This window comes from Sorangium sp. So ce834 (assembly GCF_051521425.1).
GTDB classification, from domain to species: domain Bacteria; phylum Myxococcota_A; class Polyangia; order Polyangiales; family Polyangiaceae; genus Sorangium; species Sorangium cellulosum_D.
Genome location: NZ_CP150351.1, coordinates 858,850 through 884,507, shown reverse-complemented (window position 1 = coordinate 884,507; position 25,658 = coordinate 858,850). Strand labels below are relative to the sequence as shown.

Genomic DNA, 25,658 nt, shown 5'->3' with positions numbered 1-25,658 from the left:
GGGCGCTCACGCCACGAGCGCGCGCAGGAAGCGCCGCGCCGCGGCCGGATCGGGCAGCTGAAACGCCGCGGAGCTCTCCCCGCCGCCCACGTGGATGGTCAGGGCCGTCGGGGGGAGCGCCGCGAACAGATCCTCGTCCGTCCGGTCGTCGCCGAGCGCGACCACCATCGCCTCGGGCGGCACCGTCGCCAGCACCCGCGGCACGATCACCCCCTTGTTCACGCCGCGCAGCCGCACCTCGAGCACCTTCCGGCCGGGGATCAGCTCGAGGTCGCGCTCGCGCAGCACCTCCTCGAGCTTGGCGGGCACCTCGCGCGCCATCTGGCTGGCGAGCTCCGGGTCGGCCGACCGGTAGTGCCACGCGATCGACGCCACCTTCTCCTCGATGAAGCTGCCCGCCGTGCGGTCGACGAACCCCTGGAGGACGTCGCGGACCCGCGGCTTCCAGTCGAGCGACGCCTCGCGGAGCGCGACCCAGGGCTCGCCGGGGGCCGCGCGGGAGAAGAACCCGTGCTCCGCGTGCAGGCTGATGGGCAGCTCGCCCAGCCAGCGATCGAGATCCTCGCGCGGCCGGCCGCTCACCACGTGCACCTGCGTCCGCGGGCGCGCCGCGAGCTCGCGCAGATCCGCGATGAGCTCCTCGTCCGGCGGCGCGAGCTCGGGCATCGCCGCGAGCGGGACGAGCGTGCCGTCGTAGTCGAGTATCACGACCAGCGACGGGGCGCTGCGCGCGCTCGCGATCGTGTTCAGCTGGGGCGCGTCGGCGCGCCGCCGGACCGCCCCGACCTCGGGCGCCGCGCTGCACGCGCGCTCGAGATCGTTCAGGAAGCAGTGCGCCCAGCGGTGCACGTCGTGCGTGACGACGCGGCGCCGGAGCGCCTGCATCCGGACGCGCTGCTCGGACGGCCGCATGACGAGCGCCCGCTTGATCGTCGCGGCCACCGAGTCGATGTCGTACGGGTTGACCTGGAGCGCCTCGATCAGCTCGGCGGCCGCGCCCGCGAACTCGCTCAGCACGAGGGCGCCGGTGTCGTCGATCCGCGAGGCCACGTACTCCTTGCAGACCAGGTTCATCCCGTCGCGCAGCGGCGTCACCATCATCACGTCGGCCGCGAGGTAGAGCGCAACCACCTCGGACATGGGCATCGACCGGTGCAGGAAGTGGATCGGGACGTCGTCGAGCGTCGCGTAGCTGCCGTTGATGCGGCCGACGAGCTCGTTCACGGTGCGCCGGAAGTCGGCGTAGGCGTCCACCTTCTCGCGCGTCGGCACCGCGAGCTGGATGAACCGGACCTTGCTCCGGAGCTCGGGCTCGCGCTCGAGGAAGCGCTCGATCGCGAGCATGCGCCGCGGGATGCCCTTGGTGTAGTCGAGCCGATCGATGCCGAGCACGATCTTCCGCCCCTGGGCGCGCTCGCGGATGCGCCGCGCCTCGGCGCGGACCTCCTCGTCCCGGGCGAGCCGCACGAGCTCGTCGACGTCGATGCTGACCGGGTAGACGCCGAGCCGCACCTTCCGCCCCTCGACCGCGAGCGTCTCGAGGTCGGGATCGAGGCCGAGCACGCGCGCGGCGGAGTAGACGAAGTGGTACCGATACGACGCCGTGTGAAACCCGACGACGTCCGCGCCGAGCATGCCGCGCAGCACCTGCTCCCGCCACGGCAGGCTCCGGAAGACCTCGGCCGCGGGGAACGGGATGTGCAGGAAGAAGCCGATCCGCGCGTCCGGGATCCGCTGGCGCAGCATCGCCGGCACGAGCGTGAGCTGGTAGTCGTGGATCCAGACGCGGTCGCCGGGCCTGTGCTGCGCGACGATCGCCTCGGTGAAGCGCTCGTTCACCTCGCGGTAGGTCTCCCAGTCGCGCCGGGCGTCGAGGTGGACCTTCTCGGTCAGGTAGTGGAACAGCGGCCACAGCACGCCGTTCGAGAAGCCGTCGTAATAGCGCCGCACCTCGGCCGGCGTGAGGTGCACCGGGACGGTGCCGAGCTGCCGGAGCTGCTCCTCGAGCGCCGCGCGCTGCGCCGCGCCGAGGCGCGAGACGTCGCCCGGCCAGCCCAGCCAGAGCCCGCCGTGGCGCTCGTGGGGGCTCCGCATCGCGGTGACCAGGCCGCCCGCCGACGGGGCGACGGAGACGTCGCCCCGATCGACGTGAACGGTCACGGGCAGGCGGTTCGAGACGATGAGCAGGCGGGACATGCGCGGGCGAAAAAGCTAGCGCATGGCGACCGCGCCGCGCCCTCGCGGCGCGGCGAAATCAGGGACGAGCCGATACGGCTGTTCGGGCTCGTCCTGAACGTCAGCGGTCGATCCGGATCGGGGGCGCGGTGTTCTCGGGGGTGGCGGGCTTCGTCGTGGGCGGAGGCGCGGCCGGGCGAACGGAGCGGCCCCAGTTGCGCTTGCTGCCCGAGTTGGACGGCTCCTCCGTCTTCGCCGGCGCCGCCACTTGCGCGAGCCTCGCGACGGTCTGGACGGACATCTCGGACGGCCCCTGCACGATGGAGTAGGGCTGGAAGCCTTCCTTCTGCAGCGTCAGCCGGCGCGGCGCCGCGCGCACCTGCTCGTTCTCGATCGAGAGCTGGAGCGGCGTGAGCCCGAGCGACTTGCCGTCCTCGAGGACCTCGGCGCCCGGCGGGATCGACTCGATGATGAGCATGAACGACGGCGCGCCCTTGTGCTCGCTGGGCGCGCTCGTCGTCGGCGGCGGCGCGGCGGCGGGCGGGGGCTCGGTCGTGGCCTCGCTCTGCGCGGGGCTGCGGGTCAGCACGAACACGACCGCCGCCACGACGACGGCGCCGATCGCGGCGAGGATCGCCGCCTTGCGTCCGCCGCCGGGGCGCGCCTCCTGCGACCCCGCGGCGCCCTTCGACGCGTCCGCCGTGGTCGCCGCCGAGACCCCCGTGCCGACGCCCGAGGTGCGGCCGCTCGCCTCGTCGTCCGTCGACGGCGCCGGGAGCGTCACCGCCTCCTTGAGCGCCTGCACGGTCGACGAGCGCGACGAGATCTGCACGCCGGGCAGCGACTCGAACGAGGTGATCTGCGTGCCGCCGAACGCGGTGGTCACGCCCATGCCGCGGGCGCACTCGCCGAGGCCCTGGATGAGCGCGTCCATCGTCGCGGGCCGCCCGTCCGGATCCTTCGCCAGACAGCGCATCACGAGCGCCTCGAGCGGCTCCGGGATGTCGACGTCCGGGTTCCGATCCTTCATGCGCGGCACCGGCTGCTGGAGGTGCGCCATCAGGATCTGGATCGACTTCTCGGACTCGAACGGGACCTTCCCGCAGAGCATCTGGTAGAGGATCACGCCCAGCGAGTAGATGTCGGTCCTGAGATCGACCTTGCCGTGCGAGATCTGCTCGGGCGACATGAAGCGGGGCGATCCGAGGAACGCGCCCTGCTGCGTGAGCTCCTCCGAGTCGTCGCCGAGCTGCTTCACCAGGCCGAAGTCGAGGATCTTGACCGCCTCCTCCGAGTCCTCGTTGGAGACGAGCATGACGTTCGACGGCTTGAGGTCGCGGTGGACGACGCCGTGCTTGTGCGCCTCGCGCAGCCCGCGCGCGATCTGCCGCGCGATGCGCATCGCCTCGGGCGGCGGCAGGCGCCCCTGCCGGCGCACGCGCCGGAAGAGCGTCTCGCCCTCGAGGAACTCCATCGCCATGAAGAACCGGTCCTGATCGTCGGCCTCGATGCGGCCGTAGTCGAAGACGGTGACGATGTTCGGGTGCTGGAGGCGCGCGAGGATGCTCGCTTCGAGGAAGAAGCGCTTGTGGAAGTTCGGGTCGAGCTGCCGCGACGCCTGGTTCGGGATCAGGACCTTGATCGCCACCGGGCGCCCGAGCGGGATCTGCTCGCCGCGATAGATCGTGCCCATGCCGCCGGTCGCGAGCATGGACAGGATCTTGAACTTGCCGTTGAGCACCTTTCCGAGCAACGGATCGATCGGCTCGCTGCGCGCTACTTCATCGACGACGTTTTCGTTGGCACTCATATGAACTCCGTCGCCTTCCCCGTGCGGGCGCGGGCGAGCCCTCCCCTCGGTAACGATGCCTCGCGATGCGTGAGCTTGGACCTCATGATCGTGGGGGGCGTCGGTGCGTGGGGCCGTCGGGGCAGTCTAAACGGAAGAAAAGTCCTTGGCGACCTTTCCTCGATCGCCCCGTCCGCGAGGCCGAGTGTCCCCTGCCAGGGGCCCTTCCGGAAGCCCTGCCCGAGGCCGGGCGGGAGGCGCTGCACCATGCGCCGAGCGCCATAGCCCCGATCGACGAGGACCGCCAGTTGCTGGCACCGAGCGTCTGCATCCCACCTGCGCACCACGAGACCCTGCGAGCAGATTACACTGCTCCGCGCCGGCGCAACGCTCTTCCGATCGCCCCCGCCTCGCGGCGCCGCCGCGGGCGCCGGACGTCCCCGCCGGCCCTCTCGCCCCGGCGGGTGGGGACGAGGTAGTAGAGAAGGATGCGACCCGATCGCGCCCTGCGGCGCTGGTGGAGGGGGAGAGAGTACCGGCGCCTACTCGACCAGGCGGCGTCCGAGCTGGCCGGCTCCCGCCACGCCGAGGCCGAGGCGACGTGCGCCCGGGCGATCGCCATCGCCGAGGAGATTTACGGCGCCGGGGACGCCGAGCTCACGGGGCCGCTGTACGCGCTGAGCTCGGCGCAGCTCGCGCAGGGGCGGCTCTCCGAGGCGCGCGCGAGCTCCGCCAGGGCGATCGCCATCGCCGAGGCGGCGGGGGCGGGCGCGGACCCGCCGCTGCCGAGGCTGCTCGAGCAGCTCGCCGCCATCCTGGAGCGCCAGGGGGCGGCCGAGGACGGCGAGGCGCTGTTCCGCCGGATGCTGGCGGGCTACGACCGGATGCGCGACCCCGATCCGCTCGAGCTGTCCGCGCTGCTGAACCGGCTCGGCCTGCTGCTCGGCCGGAAGGGGGCGCGCGCGGAGGCGGCGCCGCTCTTCCAGCGGGCGGTCGCGCTGCGTGAGGGGGCGCTCGGCGCCGGCCACCCGCTCGTCGCGGAGGCGCTGTACAACGCGGCCACGTTCTTCGAGGAGGACCGTCCGGCCGCCGAGCGGGAGGCGATGCTCCGGAGGGCGCTCGCGATCGCCGAGGCGGCCCCCGCCGTGGAGGGGGCGCTGCGCGCGTCGATCCTCCACAACCTGGCGGCCGCGCGGGAGGCGCTCGGGGACGCGGCCGAGGCGGCGACGCTGTACGAGCGCGCGCTCGCCGCGCGGGAGGCGCTCGTCGGGGACGCCCACCCGTCGCTCCGGCCGACGCTGGTCCGGCTCGCGCAGGTCCACCACGCCGCGGGGCGGCCCTCCGCGGCGCTGCCGCTCTACGAGCGGGCGCTCCGGCTGGCCGAGGCGGAGCTCGGGTCGGATCACCCGGTGGCCGGGGCGATCGAGGCCTGGATGGACGAGGCGCGGAGCCGGAGCTGACGGGGGCGATCGGGTTCAGCGGGAAGGCGGCGCGGGGTCGCCGCCCTCGCGCCAGCGCTCGACGAGCTCGGGGAGGACGGTCGAGGCCATCTGGAGCAGGTGCGCCATGTGGTGCTCCGGCGTGTTGCCGCGGAACCCGCGGACGCGGAGCTCGCCCACGGCGGCCTCGGTGGTCGGGATCATCTGCTTCTCGAGCTTCCTCGAGACGGCGCCCTCGGCCGCGCGCAGGCGCAGGTGCGGCGGCGCCTCGAGCGAGCGCGAACGCTCGACGGGGTGCCCGGCCGCCGCGCCGAGCAGGTAGTTGGCCGTCGCGCTGGAGCTGGCGTACGTGATCGGGTCGATCTCCGAGTGCGTGATCGTGAACAGCACCTGCCCCGCGGCGGCGAGCTGCGCGGCGCGCGCGAACGAGGCGAGCTGCAGGGTATTGAGCCCGCTCGGGTGGTCCGGGACGAAGCCGCAGTGGATGCCGTCCGTGACGAGGATCGCGTCGAGCGCGTCGATGCCGCGGCGGAGCTCCAGGATCTTCGCGATCGCGCCGTAGCCCGCGCTCCACGAGGAGAGCGCGAGCCGGCGGAGCTTCGGGGTCGGCAGGCCGCGCTGCGCGAGCGCCCGGTCGATGTCGGCGAGCAAGCTCTCGTAGACGCCCGGCTGCGCATAGAGCTCCTCGTAGGCGCCCGAGCCGATGCCCAGGTTGATGACGGCGACCGCGGCGTTCAGCCCGGCGACCTCGGCGCTCTCGCGGACGAGCTGGGTGTTGCCGTGGAAATGGATCACGAGATCGTAGCTCGAGCCGGCGGGCCTGAACGTCTCGGGCGTGAAGAGCACGCCGCCGCGGATCGACGCGTAGCCGTCGTGCCGGATCTCGGGCGGCGGCGTCGCCCCCTGCCAGCGCGCGAACACCTCGGGCGCGACGAGCACCCTTGCCGCGGCGCCCTCGGCCACGGAGCGCGAGGCGAGGAGCAGCGCGCGGCTGACGGGCGTCATGGCGCGGAAGGCCTCGCCGTTGACCGGCATCCTCGCGGCGATCCCGCGCGCGGTGAGGACGACGACGGCGATCACGGTCGCCGCGGCGAGGGCGAACGCGCCGAGCGCGCGCCACGTGCGGGCGCGGCGCTCGCTCGGCGACGGCGCGGAGAAGGAGCCGTACGGCCCGACCCCGGCGAGGTGGAGCGGCGCCCCCTGCAGCGCGGGATCGACGAGGCCGGGCGCGAACCCCGGCTCCACCGGACCGGGCGCAGCGCCGGAGGGCGGCGGATCCTCGAAGAGCGGCCCCACCGGACCGGGCGCAGCGCCGAGGGGCGGCGGATCGAAGAGCAGCCCTTGCTCCAGCGGATCGGACGCCGCGCCGAGGGGCGGCGGGTCGAGGGGGAGACCGCGATCCAGGGAGCCCTGGACCACGGTGACGGGCGGCGGCGTGGGCGTCGGCGAGAGGTCCACAGGCGACCCGTCTGCGCACACGGTTCCCTTCATGTCGATACGCCTCCTCACATCGGGGACGTAGCGCTCGGCCTTGGGTGCCAGGCGCTGCTTCTGTTCGGTGAGCGCGGTGCACGTGCGGCGCCGCGCTGCGTTTCTGCTCCTGCCATGAGCCTGGAAGGCGCCGTGGCAGCGGGAGGATCGACCAGCACGGCCACAAGCTCAAGCGGCAACCGTGCCGTAGGCGCAGATTTAAGCGTGACCGTAATACTGTGTGCCCTGCTGGATCACGCGTGGGTGAGCCCGCCGGGCGGCGAAGCGGGGGAGCGAGAGGGATGTGCTCGCGACGGCGCAGGGTGAGGTGCGCGCCGTGAACAGAGCATGGCGGCGATGAAACGCGCACTTGCACCCCTCCCCGTCACCCAGCAAGGTGCTCGCGCTTGTTCCCCCGTGAGGCCCGCTTTCTGCTCGCAGCGACGCTGCTCCACGCTGCCATCCCGTGGCTCTCGCGGATCGCGGACCGCCCGGCTGCGCTCGTGGCCCGCTCGAGCGGCGCTTACAGCGAGGTCGAGATCGAGGTGCAGCCCGTCGCGCCGCTCGCTCCGCCGCAGGACGAGCCGCGCGCTCCGGACGTGGCGCGGCCGCGCGAGGACGCGGCGCCGGCCCTCGGGCGGACGGCGCGCCGCGATCGCCGCGCGCCGGAGGCGCCCGCGCCGCCGGAGGCGCCGGTCGAGCCGCGGGAGGGCCCCGTCGCGCCTCCGGCGCCGGCGCCGCCTTCCGAGTACGACGGGCCGCCGAGCGCCGAGGGGCCGCCGGGCGTGGCCGGGGTCGGCGGCGTGCCAGTGTGGCAGCTGCCCGGCGTGCTGCCGGACCGCGCGCCGCCGCCGGCGGCGCCGACCGCGCCCCCCGCGCCGCGCGAGATGTCGATGGACAGGGGCGGCGAGGTGCTGCGCGAGGCGATGCGCGATCGGGACAAGACGCTGGGGCTGGATCTGCCCGCCGCCGGCACGGTCGCGTCCGTGGTGGCGGACGCGGTGCGCGCCTCCGACACGCCCGAGACGGCGCGCGCGGTGTTCGAGGTGCAGCTGAGCGGCGCCGGCGCGGTGCTCGGGGTGCGCGCGCTGTCGTCGACGGCCGGAGCCGCGGCGCTCTGGGCGCGGGTGGCGCGCGAGGCGGCGGCGCAGCTCGCCGGGCGCGTCCTCGCGATGACCGCCGCGTTCGCCAAGGGCGCGAAGGTCTACGTGACGGTGAGCTCGTCGGTGAAGATGCCGAGCGGCGCCACGTCGGGCGGGATCCACCACCAGGGCGCGGGCTTCGGGTTCGACGTGGCCGACATCGGCGCGGGGCGTCACCGCCTGGTCCAGTCGAGCTTCCGCGTCGAGGCGATCGACTGAGGCGCGCGGGGGCGCGACCGGAGCGCGGGCGATCCGCCACCGGCGCGGGGGCGCTCGGCGGCCGGCGCGCGAGCGATCAGCGGCCCCGCGCGGTCCAGCGCCGGTAGCGCGCGGCGCTCGCGGCGAGGCCGATCCCGAGCAGCCCGAGCAGGCTCAGCGCCGCGGGGACGCCGGCGAGCCACACGAGCGCCGGCGGCGAGGGGCGCGTCGGGCAGACGCGCCGCGTGGCGAAGCGGCAGGCGTGGTGCTGCTCGAGCGCGTCGGCGGCGGCGCGGACCTCGGGCGCGTCCTCGGGCAGGCCGCGCAGGGCCGCCGAGGCCATCATGTAGGCCGCGGCGGCGGAGCGATCGTGCGCCGGATCGGGCGGCACGCGGTCGCGCGCGAGCTCGAGCAGCCGGGCGGCGCGCTGCGCGGGCGCCTGCTCGGCCAGCGCTCCGGCGAGGTGGCGCGCGAGCGCGTCGTCGAACTGCAGGGCGCAGGCGACGGCGCGGTCTTCGCCGGCCGTGAGGTAGACCGTCTCGCCCGACGCCGTCTGGCGGGGCTCCGTGCCGGACACCGCGACCGGCCTGCGCAACGCGACCCGCGCCCCACGGACACAGCGGGGGACCTTCGGGAGCTCGCGCAGGTGCGCCGCGGCGTAGCGCTGGTACGCGACGCCGGCGACCGCGCCGAGCGAGAGCGCGAGCGCGAGGAGCGCGGCGATCCAGCGCGCGCCGACGCCGGGGCGCGCGGCGCGCTGCTCGCTCGCGCCGACGCCGGGGCGCGCGGCGCGCTGCTCGCTCGCATCCGGCGCGGCGTGCTCCTCGCGCGCATCCGGCGCGGCGCGCTCCTCGCCGGTCCCCGGCGCGGAGGCAGGCTCGCCCGAGGGCTCTCGAGACGACATGGCCGCGGGTATGGCCAGCCGCGACGACGCTGTCAATCGATGCGCCGTCAGGCAGGGGGCGCCGCGCCGGCGAGGCGCGCCACCTGCGTCCACGTGCGGGCCGCCTCCTCGTGCCCGGTCGCGGCCGCGAGCCTCGCCAGGAACTGCGCGCACGCCTGCTCGCCGCGGCGATCCGCGGCCTCGCGGGCGCGCGCCAGGGCGCTCAGCGCCTCGAGCAGGGCGCCCTCCGTGCGGCCCGCGGCGGCGAGCGCGATCCCGTAGACGAGCAGCGCCCGCGCCTTCTGCGCAGACGACGCCTCGGCCTCCGCCGCGATCCGGAAGCGCCGCAGCGCCTCCTCCTTCGCGCCGCGCCCGAGCGAGATCAGCCCCGTCATGCGCTCCACCAGCCCCGGGTGCTCGCCGGTGCGGCGGAGCTCCTCCACGAGCCGCTCCAGCGTGCGGAGCTCGCCCTGCACGAGCGCCTGCTTGGCCAGCTCGGCGAGGCGGACCGCGATGTCGTTCATCGACAGGACGGGCGACTCCGAGGTCTTCGCGAGCGGATCGCCCGAGGCGTCGGCGAGCGGAAAGTCCTCCTCCAGCAGCGGCACGTCGGGGGAGCCCGCGGGCGCCCCGTCCGGGAGCGCCGCCGCGACGTCCGGCCGCGACGCGCGGGGAGCGCCGTCGCGCGCGCCGCCGCTCTCGACCGGCATCGTGGAGCCCCGCCGGCGCGCGGCGCTGTCGGCCGCCTCGCGCGACGCGTCGGCGAAGGAGCGATCCGAGACGGGCGCGCCGCGCTGCGGATCCGGCGCGTCGCCGACCACCTCGATCGGCGTGCGGAAGGTGGGCGGCTGGCTCGAGGTGCTGTCCGGCGCCCCGTCGAGCCGGTGCTCCCGCGCGGTCTCCTGCTCGTCGGCGAACGCGAGCAGCTCGGCGGCCGACGACTCGAGCAGCGCGTCGCCGGCGGCGCGCGCGGCGCGCCCGGCGAGATCGGCCGCGGAGCGTCGATCGCCCGCCTTCGCGGCGTGCCACGCCGCGTCGGCGAGGCCGAGCACGCCGGCGTGGTCCTCGACGACGCGCGCCGCGGCGAGGTGCCACGCGGAGCGCTCGCCCGGCGGGACGGCCGCGAGCAGGACGTCGCGCAGCGTGCGCGAGGAGAGCTTCAGCCAGCCCGGCTCCGGGCGGACGACCCAGCCGGCGCCGAGCAGCGCCGCCTGGGCCGCGGCGACCTTCGGGGCGCCGGTGCCGTCGCACAGGGCGTCGATCGCCGACTCCGACGCGTCGCCGCCGAGCGTCGCCAGCGCGGTGAGGACCGTGCGCGGGCCGATCGCGAGCAGGCGCAGGCGGCCCTCGATCGCGCGGGACGCGGGCGGCGCCGCGAGCTCGGCCCCGGTCATGGTGCGCGCGGGCCCGCCCCGCCCGGCGCTGCGCCGGCGCGGCGCCACGCTCCTGCCGATCCAGCGCAGCGCGCCGCTCTCCAGCGCCTCGCAGATGAGCTCGCGCAGGGCCAGCGGGAAGGCCGGCGCGCGCGCGGCCCACCTCCGCGCGCCCGCCTCGTCGATGCAGCCGTCGAGGAGGCGGCGGACGAGCTCCTGGGCGCCCGCGGCGGAGAGCGGCCCCAGCGCGGCCGTCGCGGCGAGGGTCATCGCGTTGAGCGGCGCGGGGAGCGGATCCGCGCGCCCGAGCCGGACGACGGCGCGCAGGCCGCCGCCCATCTCGAGCGCGATCGCGAGCACCTCCAGGCTCGCGGCGTCGACCTCGCCGGCGTCGTCGACCAGGATGAGGCCGGAGCGGGCGCCTTCCGGGGCGAGCCACGAGGCGACCACCTCGGCGGCGGTCCACGGCTCGACGCCCTCGCCGGCGATGAGCGTCGCGAGCGCGGGCCTCAGCCGATCCGGGAGCGAGGGCGCGCAGGCGCGGCCCTTCTCGGCGCGGATCGCCGCGCGCGCGAGGGCGCGCCGGAGCGCGCCGAACGGCTCGCGCGAGGCCCCGATCGGCGCGACGAAGAGGCTCCGCGACGGGGCGAGGACCCGGCTCAGCTCGAGGAGCAGCCGCGAGCCGCCGGCGCCGGGCTCGGCGCGGACGAGCGCGAGGGAGCCGGGGGGCACGGCGAGCGCGGCGAGCTCGCCGTCGCGGCCGATCAGCGGCGGCCGAGAGAGGCGCGCGACGCTCTCGGCGACCTGCCGGCGCAGCGGCTGCTGCGCGTCGAGGCGCAGGCCGCGCACCCGGCGCGCGCCGTCGACGCCGCGGTGGGCGCCGAGGGTCATGAGCTCGCCCGCGAGCACGGCGGGCAGCGCGGGGTCGAGGAGCACGTCGCCCGGGAGGGCGATGCGGGCGAGCATGACGGCGACGAGCAGCGGCTGCCCCCACGAGAGCGCGGTGAAGCGCCCGGCCTCACCCACGTACGTCATCTCCCCCTGCGCGATGCCGACCGCGAAGCGCGCGTCGGCGTGCACGGACGCGTCCTCCGCGGCGAGCGCGGCGAGCAGCACCGCCTCCTCGATGTCGTCCGGCGTGAACTCGAAGGAGAAGGTCTGCGCGCTCCAGGCGCACAGGGTGGCGCCGAGCGCCTCGGCGCGCTTCTTCAGCGCGAGCGCCCGCGCGAGGTAGCTCTCCTCGCCGCGCGCCGCGCCGCCCGCGTCGCGCGGCGCGCCCCGGTGGCGCGAGGGCGGCGCGGCCGCGCGCGGGGCGCCGCGTCGGCCGGGCCACGGCAGGACCGCGTCCGTGCTGTCCGGTCGCGAGAGGGCCGCAGTACCTCGAAAGGACACGACGATGCGCTCCGGCATTGCGGCGAGTGTAGCGGGGCGCGGGAAGCGCGTGGGCGGTTCTTGGCGTGCGCGCGCCCGCCCCGCGGTACGATGGATCCTCGATGCGATCGCCCCCCGCGCGCGCCGCAAAGGCGCGCTCTCGCCGCGCGCGCGCCGCCGCGCTCGCCGCCGCGGCGCTCTCGGCGCTGCCCTCCCCTGCCGCTGCGAACGGCGTCTTTCCCTCCGCGGACCAGATCGTCTTCGACCCGGCGGACCCGGCGCGCGCCGTGGCCCGGATGACGTACGGCCTGCTGGCCACGCGGGACGGGGGCGCGAGCTGGCGCTGGATCTGCGAGGGCGCGGTCGGGTACGACGACACGGGCGCCGTCGCTCCGCCCATCGCGGCGGCGGAGGGCGGCAGGGTGCTCGCCGCGCTGAGCGACGGGCTCGCGATCGGCGCCGAGGGCGGCTGCTCCTTCACGCGCGCCGCCGAGCTCGAGGGGAAGGCGGTGATCGATCTCTCGGTCCGGCAGGGCGACCCGTCGCGCGTCGTCGCCATCGTCGCGGGGCCGAGGCACGGCCTCTGGGCGTCGCGCGACGGCGGCGCGCGCTGGGCCAGCGCGGGGGCGCTCCTCCCGGCGGGCTTCCAGGCGCGGACGGTCGACGTCGCGCCCTCGGATCCGCGGCGCATCTACGTGAGCGGCCTCGCGGGCGGAGGCGGCCCCGTCAAGGGGGAGCTCGCGCGCTCGGCCGACGGCGGGGAGACGTGGGAGACCTCGGTGGTGCCGGGGAGCACGACGTCGCGCGAGCCGTACATCGCGGGGGTCGATCCGCGCGACGCCGACGTGCTGTACGTGCGCATCGCGAGCGCGCCGGGGCGCCTGTTCGTCTCGAGGGACGGCGGCGCGACGTTCGAGCCGGTGTTCGACACGCAGGGGTTCGTGCGCGCGTTCGCGATCTCGCCGGACGGCGCGGAGGTGACGGTCGGCACCGACGTCGACGGCGTCTTCCGCGCGCCCTCGTCGACGCTCTCGTTCGAGCGCGTCTCGACGGTCGCGCCGCGCTGCTTCGCCTGGACGGAGGCGGGCCTCTACGCGTGCGCGAGCGAGTTCCTGGACGACTTCACGATCGGCCGCTCGCTCGACGGCGGCGCGACGTTCGAGCCGCTGCTCCGGCAGGCGTGCATCCGCGGCCCGCTCGACTGCGCGACGAGCACCTCGGTCGGGGCGCTCTGCCCGCTCGACTGGCCGCGCATCGCGATGATGACGGGCCACGAGGACTGCGCGCCGGACGCCGGCTCCCCCGCGGCCAGCAGCGGCGCGAGCGCCAGCGCGACCGGCGCGACCGGCGCCGGCGGAGCGACGGCGGCGAGCGGCGGCGCGGCGAGCGGCGGCGGAGGCGCGGCGAGCGGCGCCGGGGGCGCGGGCGGAGCGCTCGAGGTGTCCGCCGGCGGGGCGCAGCCTGCCAGCGGCGCGCGGCCGAGCGACGGCGGCTGCGGCTGCCGCACGGGCGGCGGGAGCGCGGGCTGGGCCGGCGCCGTCGCCGCGGCGTGCCTGGCGGCGGCCGCGGCGGCGCGGCGGCGCGCTTAGCGCCTCCTGCCGCCCGTCCCGGTCGCCAGCTCCGGCGGCATCTGCTCGGGCGCCGTGTCCGGCGTGTCCTCGCGCCCCACCTGCCCTTCGGTCCGGACCTCGGCCTCCTCGCGGCGCACGGTCGCCCTCGCCTGCGCCTGCTCGTGGACGACCTCCTTGCTGATCCGGAGCTCTTCCTTCACCACGGGCCGCTTCGAGATCTCCACCTGCTCCTCGCGGACAGGGACGCTGATCGACCCCTCCTCGATCGTCGTTCCGGACGCGATCGGGCGCGCCTCGCTCGCGGGGACGCGCTCGACGTGCACGACCTCGCGCGCCACGGGCACGGTGACCTGCTTCTCCTCGGTCACGACCTCTTTCCTGACCTGGACCCGACCGACCTCCTTCACCGTCTTCCCGGCCGTGAGCTCCTCCTCCACGAGCGGCACGCGGATCTCGTCGCTCGCCGCGATCGCGCCCTCGGCCCCGCGCCCCTGGTCGCGCGCCCCGGCGAGCTGGTCGCGGGCGTGCTTGAGGATGATGTCCCCGTCCCGGATGCCGAGCACCTCGTCGTAGCGCACGGCGTACTCCTTCGGGAAGAAGAAGCCCTTTTCGATCTCGAACGCGTCCGCGTCGAGCCGCGTCACCTTGCCCAGCTTCTCGCCGTCCGAGCTCCGGACGACCATTCCACGCGCGATCTCCTGTTGCTTCACCATGATCTACCCCCAACCCCGGAATCCTCCGGACCTGCATCGCGAACGGGCGCCGCCGGCACGGGCCGCTCGGCCCCCCCGCTGAGCGGCGCCCGCTCGGCCCACCGATCTCGGGCGACCGCTCGCTTTGCCCTATCGCGGGTCGCGGCGCCCTCCGCTGTCCCTCCCCGCCATGCAATCGTCATGCAATCCGAGCGTCGACAGAGCGTCGACAGAGCGTCGGCAGAGCGTCGGTGATCCTGGCGTCGCCGTCGCGCCCGAGACCGACGTCGTCGGGAGCGCGCCGCCGCGCCCGTCCGGCTCCGTGCGTCGCGGTGACAGCGGCGCGATGCTCGGGTCGCTGCGCCAGGCGTCAGGGGGCGATGACGACCCGCTGCGCGGCCGTCGCCGCGTCGCCGTTCGGGTCCTCCAGGGTGACCTCGACGTCGAGCGCTCGGCCCCGGACGGCCTCGACCGACAGGCCTCGATCCACCTGGAAGCGGATGCCGTAGATCTCGCAGCGGCCTTCCCCTGCGCGGCGCAGCGTGACCAGCGCGGTGAAGGGGAGCAGCTCGAGATCGAGCTCGGGGAAGTAGCCCCCCACCCGCAGGCGCGAGCCCATCTGCCGGAGGCCGGTCGTGCGCAGCGCGAGCCACACGTGGTGCCCCCCTTGAGGGCCCGCCTCGATCGGCACCACCTCGCCCTCGTCCAGCGGGGCGAACGCGCTCTCCCCCTGCCCGATCACGATCGCCGGATCGCCCGAGGAGGGCGTCTTGCACGCGTCTTTCGCCGAGGCGATCCACATCGGATCGTGGTCGTCGAGGGCGGACGGGGCGATGAAGGGATCGACGCATGCCCCCGCCGCGCAGGTCGCGCCGGCGGCGCAGGCCACGCCGGAGCACGCCGCGTCGATCGAGACCGGCAGGAGCAAGCTTCGCCCGCTGACCGCGCGGGTCGCCGCCCGCCGCGTCACGACGGGCGCCGCCTCGCCGTCGCGGAGCGCCGCGATGGACAGCTCGATCTCGGCGCCGTCTCGCGCTGGCCCGATCGGGAGCTCCGCCGGCAGCGACAGATCGCCGCTGCCGTACGAGAGGCGCTCGGCGCGGGTGACGACGCCATCCACCGTCGTGGTGCTCTCGATCGCGTGGACCTCGAAGCCGATCGCCATGTCCGTCGTGAGGCCGACCACCACGCGCCCGTCGGCCTCCTCGCCCCCGCAGGCCGAGAGGGCGAGCAGCGCGAGCAGCGCCTGGAGTGCCGGCCGCATGACCACGTGGAGCCGATCAGCGCGACGCGCGCCTGCGCCGCCGCGCGAGCCAGCCTGCCGCCGCGGCGAGCGCGGCGAACGGTGCGGCGAGGGGGGCCTTGCTCCCCGGGCTCACGGCGCACATGCCGGCGGACAGATCCCCCGTCACGCCGTCGGGACCGATGGAGACCTGGGCCTCGACCTCGACGGAGATGCCCTGCGCGAGCAGCGCGTTCACGCACGCCGGGACCTGCGATCCGGAGATGATGTACCTCCCCCCGCAGAAGAGCGCGCCGTCCCCGCTGCAGGAAGCATCGCAGTTCGCGCGGAACTCGTGCTCGCACTCCTCGAAGATCTCGTCCTGGCAGGTGGTCTGGCAGTCCATGTTGGCGTCGGCGGTGCACGAGCCGCCGCAGCACTCGATACAGTGCTGATAGCAGCCTCCATCCACCGTCACGCACTGGGCGTCGCACTCGCTGTCGCAGTTCGCGTCCCACGTCGCGGAGCACCTCCCTGGATCGGCGGCGGCGGCGCACTCGCCGTCCCGCTCGGTGGTGCACTCGACGAAGCAGTTGTGGGAGCAGATGACGTTGACGCCCCTGTCGCAGTCCGTCTGACACTGCGTCGTGCAGCTGTCCGTGCAGGTCGCCTCCGCCGACAGGGAGCACTCCGTCTTGCAGACCGGTACGAGCTTCGTGGCGCACGCCGTCTTGTAGATACCGAGCTCGCTGCAGCTCGCCTTGCACTCGGCCGTGACGCGCACCTCGCAGTCCGAGAGCCCGTCGAAGCGGATGTTGCCGCACGCCTCGACCCCCGCGCTCGCGGGGAGCGCGGCCGAAAGACCTGCGGCGATGCTCGCCAACCCAAGAATTCTCGATACTCTCACGATGAGCTCTCCTTTTCGAACGGCCGCAAACACAGGATGTTACACAGGGCAAATCTCGTCAGGGAAGCGCTATTTGCGCGGCTCTGGCTCGCGGCGTGGGGAGCGTTTCAGGGCGCGTCGGTGCGCGTCGGTTTGCGTCGGTTTGCGTCGGTTTGCGTCAGTCCGCGTCGGTTCGCGTCAGTTTCAGGACACCGGGCGCGCCTGTGAACGCCAGTTGATGGGATCCATGTGAATGCCGGGCGACGGGTTCGGCCGTCCCGCGAGGCCGCCGCGGCGCATCGCCGGCCGGCGGCCTCGCGGGATGAGCGCGGAATCAATCGGCGGGCCAGGGGTTCGGCGGCTCGGCCGGCGTGTAGGGCTGCACGCTCGCCTCCACCGTGATGAGGTTCTCGATGAACAGGTCGACGTAGCGCAGGTCGTCCTCGACGTCCGGGTCCGGGTGCTCCTCGAGCCACGCCTCGACGTTCGGGCGCAGCGCCTCGAGCGTGCGGCGCGCGGTGCGGGGATCGGCGTCGGCGGCGAGCTGGGCGGCGAGCTTGAAGCCGGCGTAGAGGTTCAGCATCACGAAGCCCTTCTCGACGGTATCGCCGGAGAAATAGCCGCCCTTCGGCGGCGCGTCGGGCGTGCTCGGCGCCTCGATCTCCACCTCCTGCGCGTGGATCTCGCCGGTCAGCGGGTGCCTCCACGACAGCGCGAGGGAGCCCACCGCGTGCGGGTCTTCGACGCCTCGCTGGTCGGGGTTCGGCACGAGCTCGATCAGGATGGCGCCGCCGCCGCCGCGCCGGCCCGAGCCGACGGGCTCCGCGGCGCTGGTCCGGCCGGCGAGGAAGAGGCTCGGGATGTGCACGGCCCCGCCGCGCTCGCCGCCCTGCCAGCCGTTCGTGCCGTAGGCGCCGCGCACGACGTAGCCGTCGCCCACGTCGACGTCGAGCTCGACGTCGAGCGCCAAGGGCACGAGGAACGTCTTCACCTCCTCCGTGAAGACCTCCTCCACCGCCTTCGGGTCCTCGAGGAAGTAGAAATTGCCCGCGCCGATCTGGCTGATCCCGCGCATCGCGTCGACGTCGAACTCGGCGCCGACGCCGACGGCCGTGACGCCGATCCCCATCTCCGCGTACCCGCGCGCGAGCGAGACGAGCCGCTCCGGAGAGGTGAGCCCCGTGGTCGCGACGCCGTCGGACAGAAAGATCACGCGGTTCTGCCAGCCCGGATCGAGGTGCCGCTCCGCGACCGCGAACGCGGTGAAGAGCCCCTCGTAGAGGTTGGTCGACCCGGCCGCCACGAGCCCCTCGAACGCCTCGGCGAGCGCCTCCCGGTCCGAGCCCTCCGCGTGCTCCAGGACCACCTCGGCGGTGTTCGAGTAGCGGACGAGCGAGATCCGGTCGGTCGGCCCGAGCGCGTCGATCATCTCGACGAGCCCCGCCTTCAGGTACTCGATCGGGTCGCCCATCATCGAGGCGCTCGTGTCGACCGCGAGGACGAGGTGCAGCGGCGGCCGCTCGAGCGCGCCGAGATCCACGGGCGAGTTCATCCCGACCTGGATGAGCGTGCAGGGCGACCCGCTGATCATGTTGCCCATGATCCCGAGCAGGCCGTGCATGCACACGTCGTCGCCGCACGTCGCGGCGGGGTAGTCGAGCTTGTGCTCGGCGAAGAAGCCGACGTCGTCGAGCGTGTCCGGCCCGGGGATCTCGCCGTCCTCCAGGATCTGGCGGAACAGGCCGAAGTCCTGCGAGCCGCCCTGGGAGACGCCCACGCTGCCCGGCGGGGCCCCCGGCGCGCTCGGCTCGGCGAAGCCGCCGGAGTCGCTCGCGTCGTTGCCGCAGCCGAGCGCGCCGAGCGCCGCGGCGGCGCAGAGCGCGAGGAGAGGATGGATTCGAAGCTTCATGGCGTGACCTCCTACGGCGCCGCGGCGGCGGCGATCCAGACCGACTCGAGCAGGCGGGGTTGATCGATGGGGGCGGTGAAGCAGTCCGCGTTGCGGACGGGCATGTCCTCGGCGCGCACGACGAGGAGCGTCTCGGCGCCCTCCGCGAGCTCGGCGATCTCTCCGGCGCGCAGCGAGACGACGCCGGAGACGCCGTCGCCGAGGAGCGACACCTCGAGCGGCTCGACCAGGCTGCCGCACGCGTCGTGGAACCCGCGGCAGCCCTTGAGCGGGGTGAGCTCGGCCCGGAAATCGACGGACGGCTGCCGGCCGATCATCGATCCGCGGGCGAGCACGTTGCCGCGCAGCACGAGCACGGCGTGCGTCTCGCTCTCGATGTGGATGCCGCGCGCGAACGCCCGCTCGTTCTCCGGGCGCTCCGGGTAGACGCCGCCGTCGATCTCGACCGGGCTCAGGTGGAGGAGGTCGCCCGCGCCGAACGGGATCGCCTCGGCGGGAGCGCAGAGGAAGAAGGTCTCGCCGCGATCGAGCGCGAGGGCGTGGCACCCGTCCGGGGACGACATGATGCCGGTGAGGACCGCCGCCTTGGAGACGGGCACGGTCCAGTCGAGCCGGCCCCCTTTCACCGAGACGCCGCACGCCTCCGCGGGCGGCCGGGGCTCGGCGGGCGGCGCGTCGAACACCGCCGGGTGCTCGGCGAGCGCGAGCCTGGCGCCGTCGCGCTGCAGCGCGATCACCCGGCCGGGCAGCGAGTTGTCCGTCGTGGTGACGAGGAGCTGCTCCGGGAACTGCTCCGCCGACCACGCGAGCAGCGTGAGCGGCAGCCCGTCGGCGTCGATCAGGTAGGCGTCGCACCCCGCGTTGTCGAGCGGGAGCGCGCGGCCAGGCGCGATGAGCCAGGTCTCGGCGTTCTCGAACAGATCGCGCGAGAGGGCCCCCTCCGGATCGGCGAGCATGACGCTGCAGTCGACCCGCGCCGTCTCGCGGAGCCGGCGCACGCGGAGGAGCTGCTCGGTCTCGGTCGCGTTGCCGATCAGGAGCGACGCGACCTCCTGCGGCGGCGGCGGTGCCCACGGATCGCACCCCGCGCCCTCGTCGCACGGCTCCGTCGGTCTGCTCGTGGCCGCGCACGCGAGGCTGCCCGCCATCAGCGCGAGCCGGTGCGCGATCGGGCGCCGCGCGGGCTCGGGCCGCCGCGCGGCCTCGCCGAGCACGCGGTACGACACGACGAGCATCGGCAGGGCGATGAGGTCGGTCGGGTCGACGGTGATGCGCCACGGGAGCGGCGTGAGCGCCATGAGCGCCTCGACCGCGCGGGCGGCCTCCGGAGCGAGCTTGATGGCCGAGAAGACAGCGCCGGTGGCGACGTGCGCCCCGAGGAAGCCGCGGCGCGAGGAGAGGCGGAGCAGCGCGGCGAGGACCGCGGGCGCGACCAGGAGACCCGCGAAGTCGCTGAGCTTTCCGGTCGCCCATCCGGGGAGCAGGCCAGACCCCTTGAGGGCGTGATCGTTGAGGACGAGGAGCGCCAGGGCTCCGATCCATAAAGGGTGAAGGAGCGGTCGATACGAGCGCAGATCTCTGGGCATCGGAGCTGTCCTTCCGTGCGATGAGGGCCAGCACGGTGGCCAAGCAAGCGAACGAAGGGCTTGCCGAGGACCGCCCCAAGGCAAGGGCCATACCCCACAAAAATGTTCGTAGATTCGATAGCTTATGCGTCTACGCCCCGGCGCGCCCCCTGACGCGGATGTCAGGCGGCCGGGCTCCGCGCCCCACGGCGCGGGCGCTGGAGCGACCGCGCCGGCGGCGGGGCGGCGGCCCGGCGCGGAGGGCGCGGCGCGCGGACGCGCGGAGAGCGGGGGAATCCGGGTCAGGGCTTGAGGACGACCTTGACGCAGTCTTCGAGCTTCTTGTTGAAGACCTCGTAGCCGTGCGGGGCGCGCGAGAGCGGCAGGCGGTGGGTGATGATGTCGTCCGCGCGGAGGTGGCCCTCCTGGATGTGCCGCAGGATCTGATCGACGAAGTTGTGCGCCGGGGCCTGGCCGGCCCTCATCCTGAGGCCCTTGTCGAAGAACTGGCCCAGCGGGAAGTTGTCGTACGGCACGCCGTAGACGCCCACGATCGGCACGACCCCGCCGCGGCGCACGGCGCTGAAGGCGAGCTTCAGGGTCGATATCGTCCCGACCTGGCCGTGAAGCACGTTGGCGGCCTTCTCGAGGACGGTGCGATGCGCCTCCATCCCGACGGCGTCGACGCACACGTCCGCGCCGCGCCCATCGGTCATCGAGCGGATCGCCTCGACGGCGTCGGCCTTGTCGATGTTGATCGTCTCGGCCTGGGCGACGTCGCGGGCCTTCTTCAGGCGGTACTCCTCGCGATCGACGCCGATGACGCGCCCGGCGCCGCGCAGCCAGGCGATCTTCATGGTCGCGAGCCCGACCGGCCCGCACCCGAACACCGCGACCGTCTCTCCGCCCTTGAGCTCGGCCCACTCGATCGCCGTCCACCCGGTGGGCAGGACGTCGGTCGTGAAGAGGACCTCCTCGTCGGTGAGCCCCTCGGGCACCCTCCGCGGCCCGAAATCGGCGTACGGGACGCGCACGAGCTCGGCCTGGCCGCCGTCGTAACCGCCGTAGAGATCCGTATACCCGAACAGGGCGCCGCCCTTGCTCTCGATCACGCCGCCCTCGGGGCCGTAATGCTTGGGGTTGGATCGCTCGCAGTGGCCCGGGAGCTCCGCCTGACAGAAGAAGCAGTGTCCACACGCGATGGGGAACGGGACGATGACCCGATCACCCTTCTTCAGCTTCGTGACCTGCGGGCCTGTCTCCTCGACGACGCCCATGAACTCGTGGCCGAGCACCATGGGCCGCGCCTGCGGAAAGAAGCCGTTGTAGATATGGAGATCGGAGCCGCAGATCGCGGTCGCGGTGACGCGCACGATGGCGTCGGTGGGCTCTTTGATGCTGGGATCCGGGACGTCTTCGACGCGGACGTCGGAAGGTTTGTGGAAAACGAGCGCCTTCACGATGCCTCCTCCTCTGGTGAACCCTCGGTACAGGGCGATCGACGGCTCTACCCGGTCGAGCCCACGCACGAACGGCTGGACAGCGGCGCTGGCTCGCATAAAGCGAGCCACGGAGGGAACGCGCGCCCGAGGACGGAATTCGGAGGGCTGCGGAGAATCCGAATGTGGCGCGGAGCCCCAGGGTGGCGCTTTGTCTCGGAGCCGCCGGGCAGCCGCGGGCCGGGCCCCGCCCGCCGCCCCTCTCGCCGCGCGGGCGGCCGTTCCTCCGCGACGCCGCTGGCCCCTTCGCCGGCGCCGAGGTCTACTCGTCTCCGATGCTCCCCTCGTCCTCTTCCGGTTCCGGTTCCGGTCCCGGTCCCGGTCCCGCGCCGCTCCTTGGCGCGAGCTTCGTCCGCGAGCTCGAGGTCCTGCAGCGGCGGCTCGAGATCCGCGCCCGCTCCGGGGGCGCCGGCGAGCACCTCGCGCGGCGCCGCGGCGGGTCGGCCGAGTTCAAGGAGCACCGCGCCTACGCGCCCGGCGACGACCTGCGGCGCATCGACTGGGCCGCCTACGCCCGCACCGGCGAGCCGGTGCTCAAGCTGTTCCGCGCCGAGGAAGACGTCATCGCCCGGCTCGTGTGCGACGCGTCGGCGTCGCTCGACTTCGGGGAGCCCACGAAGCTCGACGCCGCCCGGCGGCTCGCGGCCGCGGTCGGCTACATGTCGCTCGCGCGCTCCGAGCGCGCGCAGCTCTTCGTGGCGGGCGACGGCATCGCCCGCGAGCACGCGCCCGTGCGCGGGCGCGCCGGGCTGGCCGCGCTCCTCCGCGCGCTCGACGGCGTGAAGGCGGCCGGCGGGACGCACCTCGCCCGGGCCATCGACGCCGTCGTGCGGCGGAGCGCCCGGCCGGGCCTGCTCTGCGTCGTCTCCGATTTCTTCGATCCCGGCCCGGTCACCGCCGCGCTCGGGCGCGCGGCGCAGGCCGGCCACGACGTCGCGCTCCTGCAGGTCGTCGCCGCCGAGGAGCTCGCGCCGAGCTTCGAGGGGGACCTGACGCTCGAGGACGCCGAGACCGGGGCGCTCGTCGACGTCACCATGGACGCCGCGGCCCTCGCCGCCTACGCGGCGCGCTTCGCCGGGCTCTGCGAGGCGCTGCGCGGCTGGGCCCGCCGGCACGGGGCGACGTACGTGCGGGCGCGGAGCGACGAGCCGCTCGAGGGCGCGGTCCGCCGCTTCGTCGCGAGGAGCGTCGACTGACGTGGCCGCGCCGCTCGCCCAGGCCTCCGCGGGGACCCCGCTCGCGCTGCTCTCGCCGAGCGGCCTATGGCTGCTCGCGCTGCTCGGCCCGCTGGTCCTCCTCTACATCCTCAAGATCAAGCGGAGCCGCCGGCGCGTCCCCTCGACGTGGCTCTGGGCCACCGCGCAGCGCGACCTCATGGCGCGCGCGCCCTTCCGGAGGCTCCTCGCCCAGCTGCCGCTCGTCCTGCAGGCGCTCGCGCTCGCGCTGCTCGCGCTCGCCCTCGCCCGCCCCGCCTCGCGCGGGCGCGAGCTCACCGGCGATCACGTGGCGATCATCCTCGACGCGAGCGCCTCGATGTCCGCGGCCGCGCGGGGCCCGTCGGGCGAGGCGACGACGCGCATCGAGCTCGCCAAGCAGCTCGCCAGGGATCTCCTCTCCGGCCTCGCCCCGGGCAGCGACGCGCTGATCCTCGAGGCGGGGCGCGACGCGCGGCTCGTCGCGGCGCTCGATCGCGATCTCGTCCGGCTCAGGGCGGCGATCGATCCCGTCGCCGCGCGCGACGTCGAGGGCGATCTCGGCGCCGCGGTCGCGCTCGCGGTCGACCGGCTCCGGCAGCTCGGCGGCGCCCGCCGGATCGTCGTGATCACCGACGGCAACCTGGCCCGCCCCGGCGCGCTGCGCGGGGTGTCGCTCCCGCTCGACGTCATCACCGTCGGCGATCCTGTCGACAACGCCGCCATCGTCCGCGTCGACGTGCGCTCCGGCAGCGCGGGCAGCGCGAGCGGCGAGCCGCCGGAGGCCGGCGAGGAGGTGCAGGCCTTCCTCGTGGTCGCGAACTTCGGGGCGCAGCCGCGCGACGTCTACGTGACGATGCGGCAGGACAGCGCCCTCGACGTGCTCAGCTCGCGGCGCGTGCTGGTGAAGCCGGGCGAGCGCCTGCCGGTCGTGCTCACCTTCCGCCCGTCGCCCGGCGACTACCGCAAGGGGCTCGTCTTCGAGCTCTCGCCGCGCGACGCGATGCCGCTCGACGACGTCGCCTACGGCCGCGTGCCGGCCGGCGACGAGCTCCCCGTCTTCCTCGCGTCGGCCGGCGCGGGCCGGGCCGATCCGGGCGCGGGCGCGCAGCCGGGCGCGGGCGCGCAGCCGGGCGCGGGCGCGCAGCCGGGAGCGGCCTCCGGCGGCGCCCCCTGGATCGAGCGAGCGCTCGCGTCCGACCCGATGACCTCGGTCACCTCGGGCGGGCTCGCGGATCTCCTGGGCGCGCCCGGGCTCGATCCCGACACGTTCGTGGTGATCGACGGCGCGTGCCCGCCCGACCCACCGGGCGGCGATCTGCTGATCGTGAACCCGCCGCCCGGGCGCTGCTTCGGCACCGTCGTCGGGGAGGCGCTCGAGCGCCCCACGATCACGTCGTGGGACACGGCCGATCCGCGGCTGCGCTTCCTCACGCTGGACGGCGTGCACCTCCGCGCCGCCTCGTCCCTTGCCCCGGAGGCGGCGGCGCAGGCGCTGATCCATGCCCAGGAGGGCGCGATCGCGACCGACATCTCCACGTCGTCGCGGACGGGCACGCTGCTCGGCTTCGACGTCGGCGAGAGCGACTGGCCGCTCAAGGCGTCGTTCGTGCTCTTCGTGCGCAACCTGCTCGAGCAGGCGCGGGCCCACCGCGCGCACGGCATCACCGGCCCGGCGCGCACCGGCGAGCCGCTGCGCGTGAGCGTCCCCGCGACGGCGCGGGATCTCCAGGCGATCGGCCCCGCCGGCGAGCGGCTCGACGTGGCGCAGCGGGCCGGCGTCGCGGTGGTCGCCGAGACGCCGCGCGCGGGCCTGTACCGCCTCGCCTGGCAGGGGCCGCAGGCGGGATCGGTCGTGGTGCCGGCGAACCTCACGAGCGTCGCCGAGAGCGATCTCACGCCGAGGCCGGTCCTCGCGGAGGGCGGCGGCGAGGTCGCGGTCTCCAGCGCGGCGGGGGAGCCGGAGGCCCACACCGAGTGGACCTGGCTCGTCGCCCTCGCGGCGCTCGCGTTCGTGATCGTCGACGTCTGGTACTTCACGCGCGTGCCCCGGCCGCTGCGAGGCGGCGGCAGCCCTGCTGGCTAGTCTCGGGTCGGGCCGTTCAGACGCGGATCACCACCTTCCCGAAGTGCGCCCCCGACTCCAGGTGCCTCATCGCCTGGCGCGCCTCCTCGAACTCGAACACCCGATCGATCACCGGCTTGATCCGGTGTGCCACGAGCACCCGGTTCATCTCCTCGAACATCACCCGGCTCCCGACGAACACCGGCATCGCCCGGAGCTCCTTCTGCTCGATCTCCTTCGGATCGGGCGCCCCCCATTTCCCGCTCAGGAGCCCGATCAGCGCGATGTGCCCCCCTCGCCGCGTCGCCCGGATCGACCTCGGCAGGGTCTCCTCCCCGCCCACCTCCAGCACGTGATCCACCCCCTGCCCTCCTGTCGCCGCCAGCACCTGCTCCTCCCAGTCAGGGTGCTTCCGGTAATTGATCCCCTCGTCCGCCCCGAGCTCGCGCGCTCGCGCCAGCTTCTCGTCCTTGCTCGACGTGACGATCACCCGCGCCCCGAGCGCATGCGCGAGCTGCAGCGCGAAGATGGACACCCCGCCCGTCCCCTGCACCAGCACCGACTGCCCCGCCTGCAGCTTTCCCTGCGGCACCAGCGCGTTCCACGCCGTCACCGCCGCGCACGGCAGCGTCGCCCCCTCCTCGAAGCTCATGTGCTCCGGCAGCGGTACGAGCCCCTCGGCGTCGAGCGCCACGAGCTCCGCGAGCACCCCGTCCGTGCTCCCGGCCCCCAGCGCCCTGTCCCCGAGCTGCGCCCGCGTCGCCTCGCCGTCGGTCCACGTCTGGAAGAACGTCGGCGTCACCCGGTCGCCCACCTTGACCCGCGTCACCCGCTCTCCCACCGCCACGACCTCGCCAGCCCCATCCGAGACCGGGATCACCGGCCGCGTCACCGGCTGCAGGTAGCCGCCCTTCGCGATCAGCAGATCGCGGTAGTTGAGCGACACGGCCCGCATCCGCACCAGCGCCTGCCCGGGCCCTGCCTTCGGCGCGTCCCTCTCCACCGGCACCCACGCGTCCGCTCCCCCGGTCTTTTGCAGCTCATACGCCTTCATGGGCTCATCCTCTCCTGTCGTTCGAATGCCGCTCGAAGGATGCGACCCTGCGCCGCTGAACGCGAGCTCAAAGCTCGCGCTCCAAACACCGAGGCTGCCCTCGGATCGTGTCGAGCAGGAGCGAGAGGTGTCCGCTTCGGCCGCTCCTGGGGCGCCTCCCCT

Annotated in this window: 17 protein-coding genes; 5 read left to right on the top strand and 12 right to left on the bottom strand. The window is 74.6% G+C overall.

Annotated features, from left to right (window positions below):
- Positions 1-6: 6 nt before the first annotated feature.
- Positions 7-2,196, bottom strand: coding sequence for a bifunctional alpha,alpha-trehalose-phosphate synthase (UDP-forming)/trehalose-phosphatase (locus WMF20_RS03325; protein WP_437610604.1), 2,190 nt, complete (start codon positions 2,194-2,196; stop codon positions 7-9).
- Between the two features lie 100 nt (positions 2,197-2,296).
- Positions 2,297-3,985, bottom strand: a complete 1,689-nt coding sequence (locus WMF20_RS03320) for a serine/threonine protein kinase (protein WP_129572975.1) — start codon at positions 3,983-3,985, stop codon at positions 2,297-2,299.
- A 467-nt stretch (positions 3,986-4,452) separates the two neighbouring features.
- Between WMF20_RS03320 and WMF20_RS03315 the strand changes: the two genes are divergently transcribed.
- Positions 4,453-5,424, top strand: a complete 972-nt coding sequence (locus tag WMF20_RS03315) for a tetratricopeptide repeat protein (protein WP_437610602.1) — start codon at positions 4,453-4,455, stop codon at positions 5,422-5,424.
- A 15-nt stretch (positions 5,425-5,439) separates the two neighbouring features.
- On the opposite strand, the gene WMF20_RS03310 is transcribed toward WMF20_RS03315, so the two are convergent.
- The gene (locus tag WMF20_RS03310; RefSeq protein WP_437610600.1) at positions 5,440-6,894 is read right to left on the bottom strand and encodes a hypothetical protein; all 1,455 of its coding nucleotides are present in this window, start codon (positions 6,892-6,894) and stop codon (positions 5,440-5,442) included.
- A 386-nt stretch (positions 6,895-7,280) separates the two neighbouring features.
- Between WMF20_RS03310 and WMF20_RS03305 the strand changes: the two genes are divergently transcribed.
- A complete protein-coding gene (locus WMF20_RS03305) occupies positions 7,281-8,234 on the top strand; it encodes a hypothetical protein (RefSeq protein ID WP_437610598.1) in 954 nt (317 codons plus the stop codon).
- Between the two features lie 76 nt (positions 8,235-8,310).
- Here WMF20_RS03305 and WMF20_RS03300 read toward each other — a convergent pair whose 3' ends face one another.
- Positions 8,311-9,117 carry a hypothetical protein gene (locus WMF20_RS03300; RefSeq protein ID WP_437610596.1) on the bottom strand — a complete coding sequence of 269 codons (807 nt, stop codon included), beginning with the start codon at positions 9,115-9,117 and terminating at the stop codon, positions 8,311-8,313.
- A gap of 47 nt (positions 9,118-9,164) precedes the next feature.
- Positions 9,165-11,879, bottom strand: coding sequence for a hypothetical protein (locus WMF20_RS03295; RefSeq protein WP_437610594.1), 2,715 nt, complete (start codon positions 11,877-11,879; stop codon positions 9,165-9,167).
- An 83-nt stretch (positions 11,880-11,962) separates the two neighbouring features.
- Here WMF20_RS03295 and WMF20_RS03290 point away from each other — a divergent pair, with 83 nt between their 5' ends.
- Positions 11,963-13,429, top strand: a complete 1,467-nt coding sequence (locus tag WMF20_RS03290) for a WD40/YVTN/BNR-like repeat-containing protein (protein ID WP_437610592.1) — start codon at positions 11,963-11,965, stop codon at positions 13,427-13,429.
- Here the strand turns inward: WMF20_RS03290 and WMF20_RS03285 are convergent.
- From WMF20_RS03285 to WMF20_RS03260, 6 genes are all read right to left on the bottom strand, one after another.
- Complete coding sequence (locus WMF20_RS03285; protein ID WP_437610590.1) at positions 13,426-14,124, bottom strand: YsnF/AvaK domain-containing protein; 699 nt, start codon at positions 14,122-14,124, stop codon at positions 13,426-13,428. The two genes, WMF20_RS03290 and WMF20_RS03285, sit on opposite strands and share 4 nt — an antisense overlap.
- Positions 14,125-14,473: 349 nt before the next feature.
- Entirely contained in the window at positions 14,474-15,367 is an 894-nt protein-coding gene (locus tag WMF20_RS03280) for a hypothetical protein (RefSeq protein WP_437610588.1), read from the bottom strand.
- A gap of 16 nt (positions 15,368-15,383) precedes the next feature.
- Positions 15,384-16,208: a hypothetical protein gene (locus tag WMF20_RS03275; protein ID WP_437610586.1), complete on the bottom strand. Its 825-nt coding sequence runs from the start codon at positions 16,206-16,208 to the stop codon at positions 15,384-15,386.
- A 337-nt stretch (positions 16,209-16,545) separates the two neighbouring features.
- Positions 16,546-18,120, bottom strand: coding sequence for a vWA domain-containing protein (locus tag WMF20_RS03270; RefSeq protein WP_437610584.1), 1,575 nt, complete (start codon positions 18,118-18,120; stop codon positions 16,546-16,548).
- Between the two features lie 11 nt (positions 18,121-18,131).
- A complete protein-coding gene (locus WMF20_RS03265; protein ID WP_437610582.1) occupies positions 18,132-19,418 on the bottom strand; it encodes a hypothetical protein in 1,287 nt (428 codons plus the stop codon).
- A 569-nt stretch (positions 19,419-19,987) separates the two neighbouring features.
- Positions 19,988-21,145, bottom strand: a complete 1,158-nt coding sequence (locus tag WMF20_RS03260; RefSeq protein WP_437610580.1) for a zinc-dependent alcohol dehydrogenase — start codon at positions 21,143-21,145, stop codon at positions 19,988-19,990.
- Positions 21,146-21,327: 182 nt separating this feature from the next.
- Here WMF20_RS03260 and WMF20_RS03255 point away from each other — a divergent pair, with 182 nt between their 5' ends.
- A complete protein-coding gene (locus WMF20_RS03255; protein ID WP_437610578.1) occupies positions 21,328-22,380 on the top strand; it encodes a DUF58 domain-containing protein in 1,053 nt (350 codons plus the stop codon).
- 1 nt (position 22,381) lies between these two features.
- Positions 22,382-24,463 (top strand): VWA domain-containing protein, encoded by a 2,082-nt coding sequence (locus WMF20_RS03250; protein ID WP_437610576.1) that lies wholly within the window; start codon positions 22,382-22,384, stop codon positions 24,461-24,463.
- A gap of 16 nt (positions 24,464-24,479) precedes the next feature.
- Here WMF20_RS03250 and WMF20_RS03245 read toward each other — a convergent pair whose 3' ends face one another.
- Positions 24,480-25,496: a zinc-dependent alcohol dehydrogenase family protein gene (locus WMF20_RS03245; RefSeq protein WP_437610574.1), complete on the bottom strand. Its 1,017-nt coding sequence runs from the start codon at positions 25,494-25,496 to the stop codon at positions 24,480-24,482.
- Positions 25,497-25,658 lie beyond the last annotated feature (162 nt).

What these genes read in the sequence shown, in the direction of transcription:
- WMF20_RS03290 (WP_437610592.1), top strand. Translation starts at nt 11,963, where the DNA reads ATGCGATCGCCCCCCGCGCGCGCCGCAAAGGCGCGCTCTCGCCGCGCG.
- WMF20_RS03270 (WP_437610584.1), bottom strand. Translation starts at nt 18,120, where the DNA reads ATGAAGCTTCGAATCCATCCTCTCCTCGCGCTCTGCGCCGCCGCGGCG.
- WMF20_RS03265 (WP_437610582.1), bottom strand. Translation starts at nt 19,418, where the DNA reads ATGGCGCTCACGCCGCTCCCGTGGCGCATCACCGTCGACCCGACCGAC.
- WMF20_RS03245 (WP_437610574.1), bottom strand. Translation starts at nt 25,496, where the DNA reads ATGAAGGCGTATGAGCTGCAAAAGACCGGGGGAGCGGACGCGTGGGTG.
- WMF20_RS03315 (WP_437610602.1), top strand. Translation starts at nt 4,453, where the DNA reads ATGCGACCCGATCGCGCCCTGCGGCGCTGGTGGAGGGGGAGAGAGTAC.
- WMF20_RS03280 (WP_437610588.1), bottom strand. Translation starts at nt 15,367, where the DNA reads ATGCGGCCGGCACTCCAGGCGCTGCTCGCGCTGCTCGCCCTCTCGGCC.
- WMF20_RS03325 (WP_437610604.1), bottom strand. Translation starts at nt 2,196, where the DNA reads ATGTCCCGCCTGCTCATCGTCTCGAACCGCCTGCCCGTGACCGTTCAC.
- WMF20_RS03285 (WP_437610590.1), bottom strand. Translation starts at nt 14,124, where the DNA reads ATGGTGAAGCAACAGGAGATCGCGCGTGGAATGGTCGTCCGGAGCTCG.
- WMF20_RS03295 (WP_437610594.1), bottom strand. Translation starts at nt 11,879, where the DNA reads ATGCCGGAGCGCATCGTCGTGTCCTTTCGAGGTACTGCGGCCCTCTCG.
- WMF20_RS03320 (WP_129572975.1), bottom strand. Translation starts at nt 3,985, where the DNA reads ATGAGTGCCAACGAAAACGTCGTCGATGAAGTAGCGCGCAGCGAGCCG.
- WMF20_RS03310 (WP_437610600.1), bottom strand. Translation starts at nt 6,894, where the DNA reads ATGAAGGGAACCGTGTGCGCAGACGGGTCGCCTGTGGACCTCTCGCCG.
- WMF20_RS03300 (WP_437610596.1), bottom strand. Translation starts at nt 9,117, where the DNA reads ATGTCGTCTCGAGAGCCCTCGGGCGAGCCTGCCTCCGCGCCGGGGACC.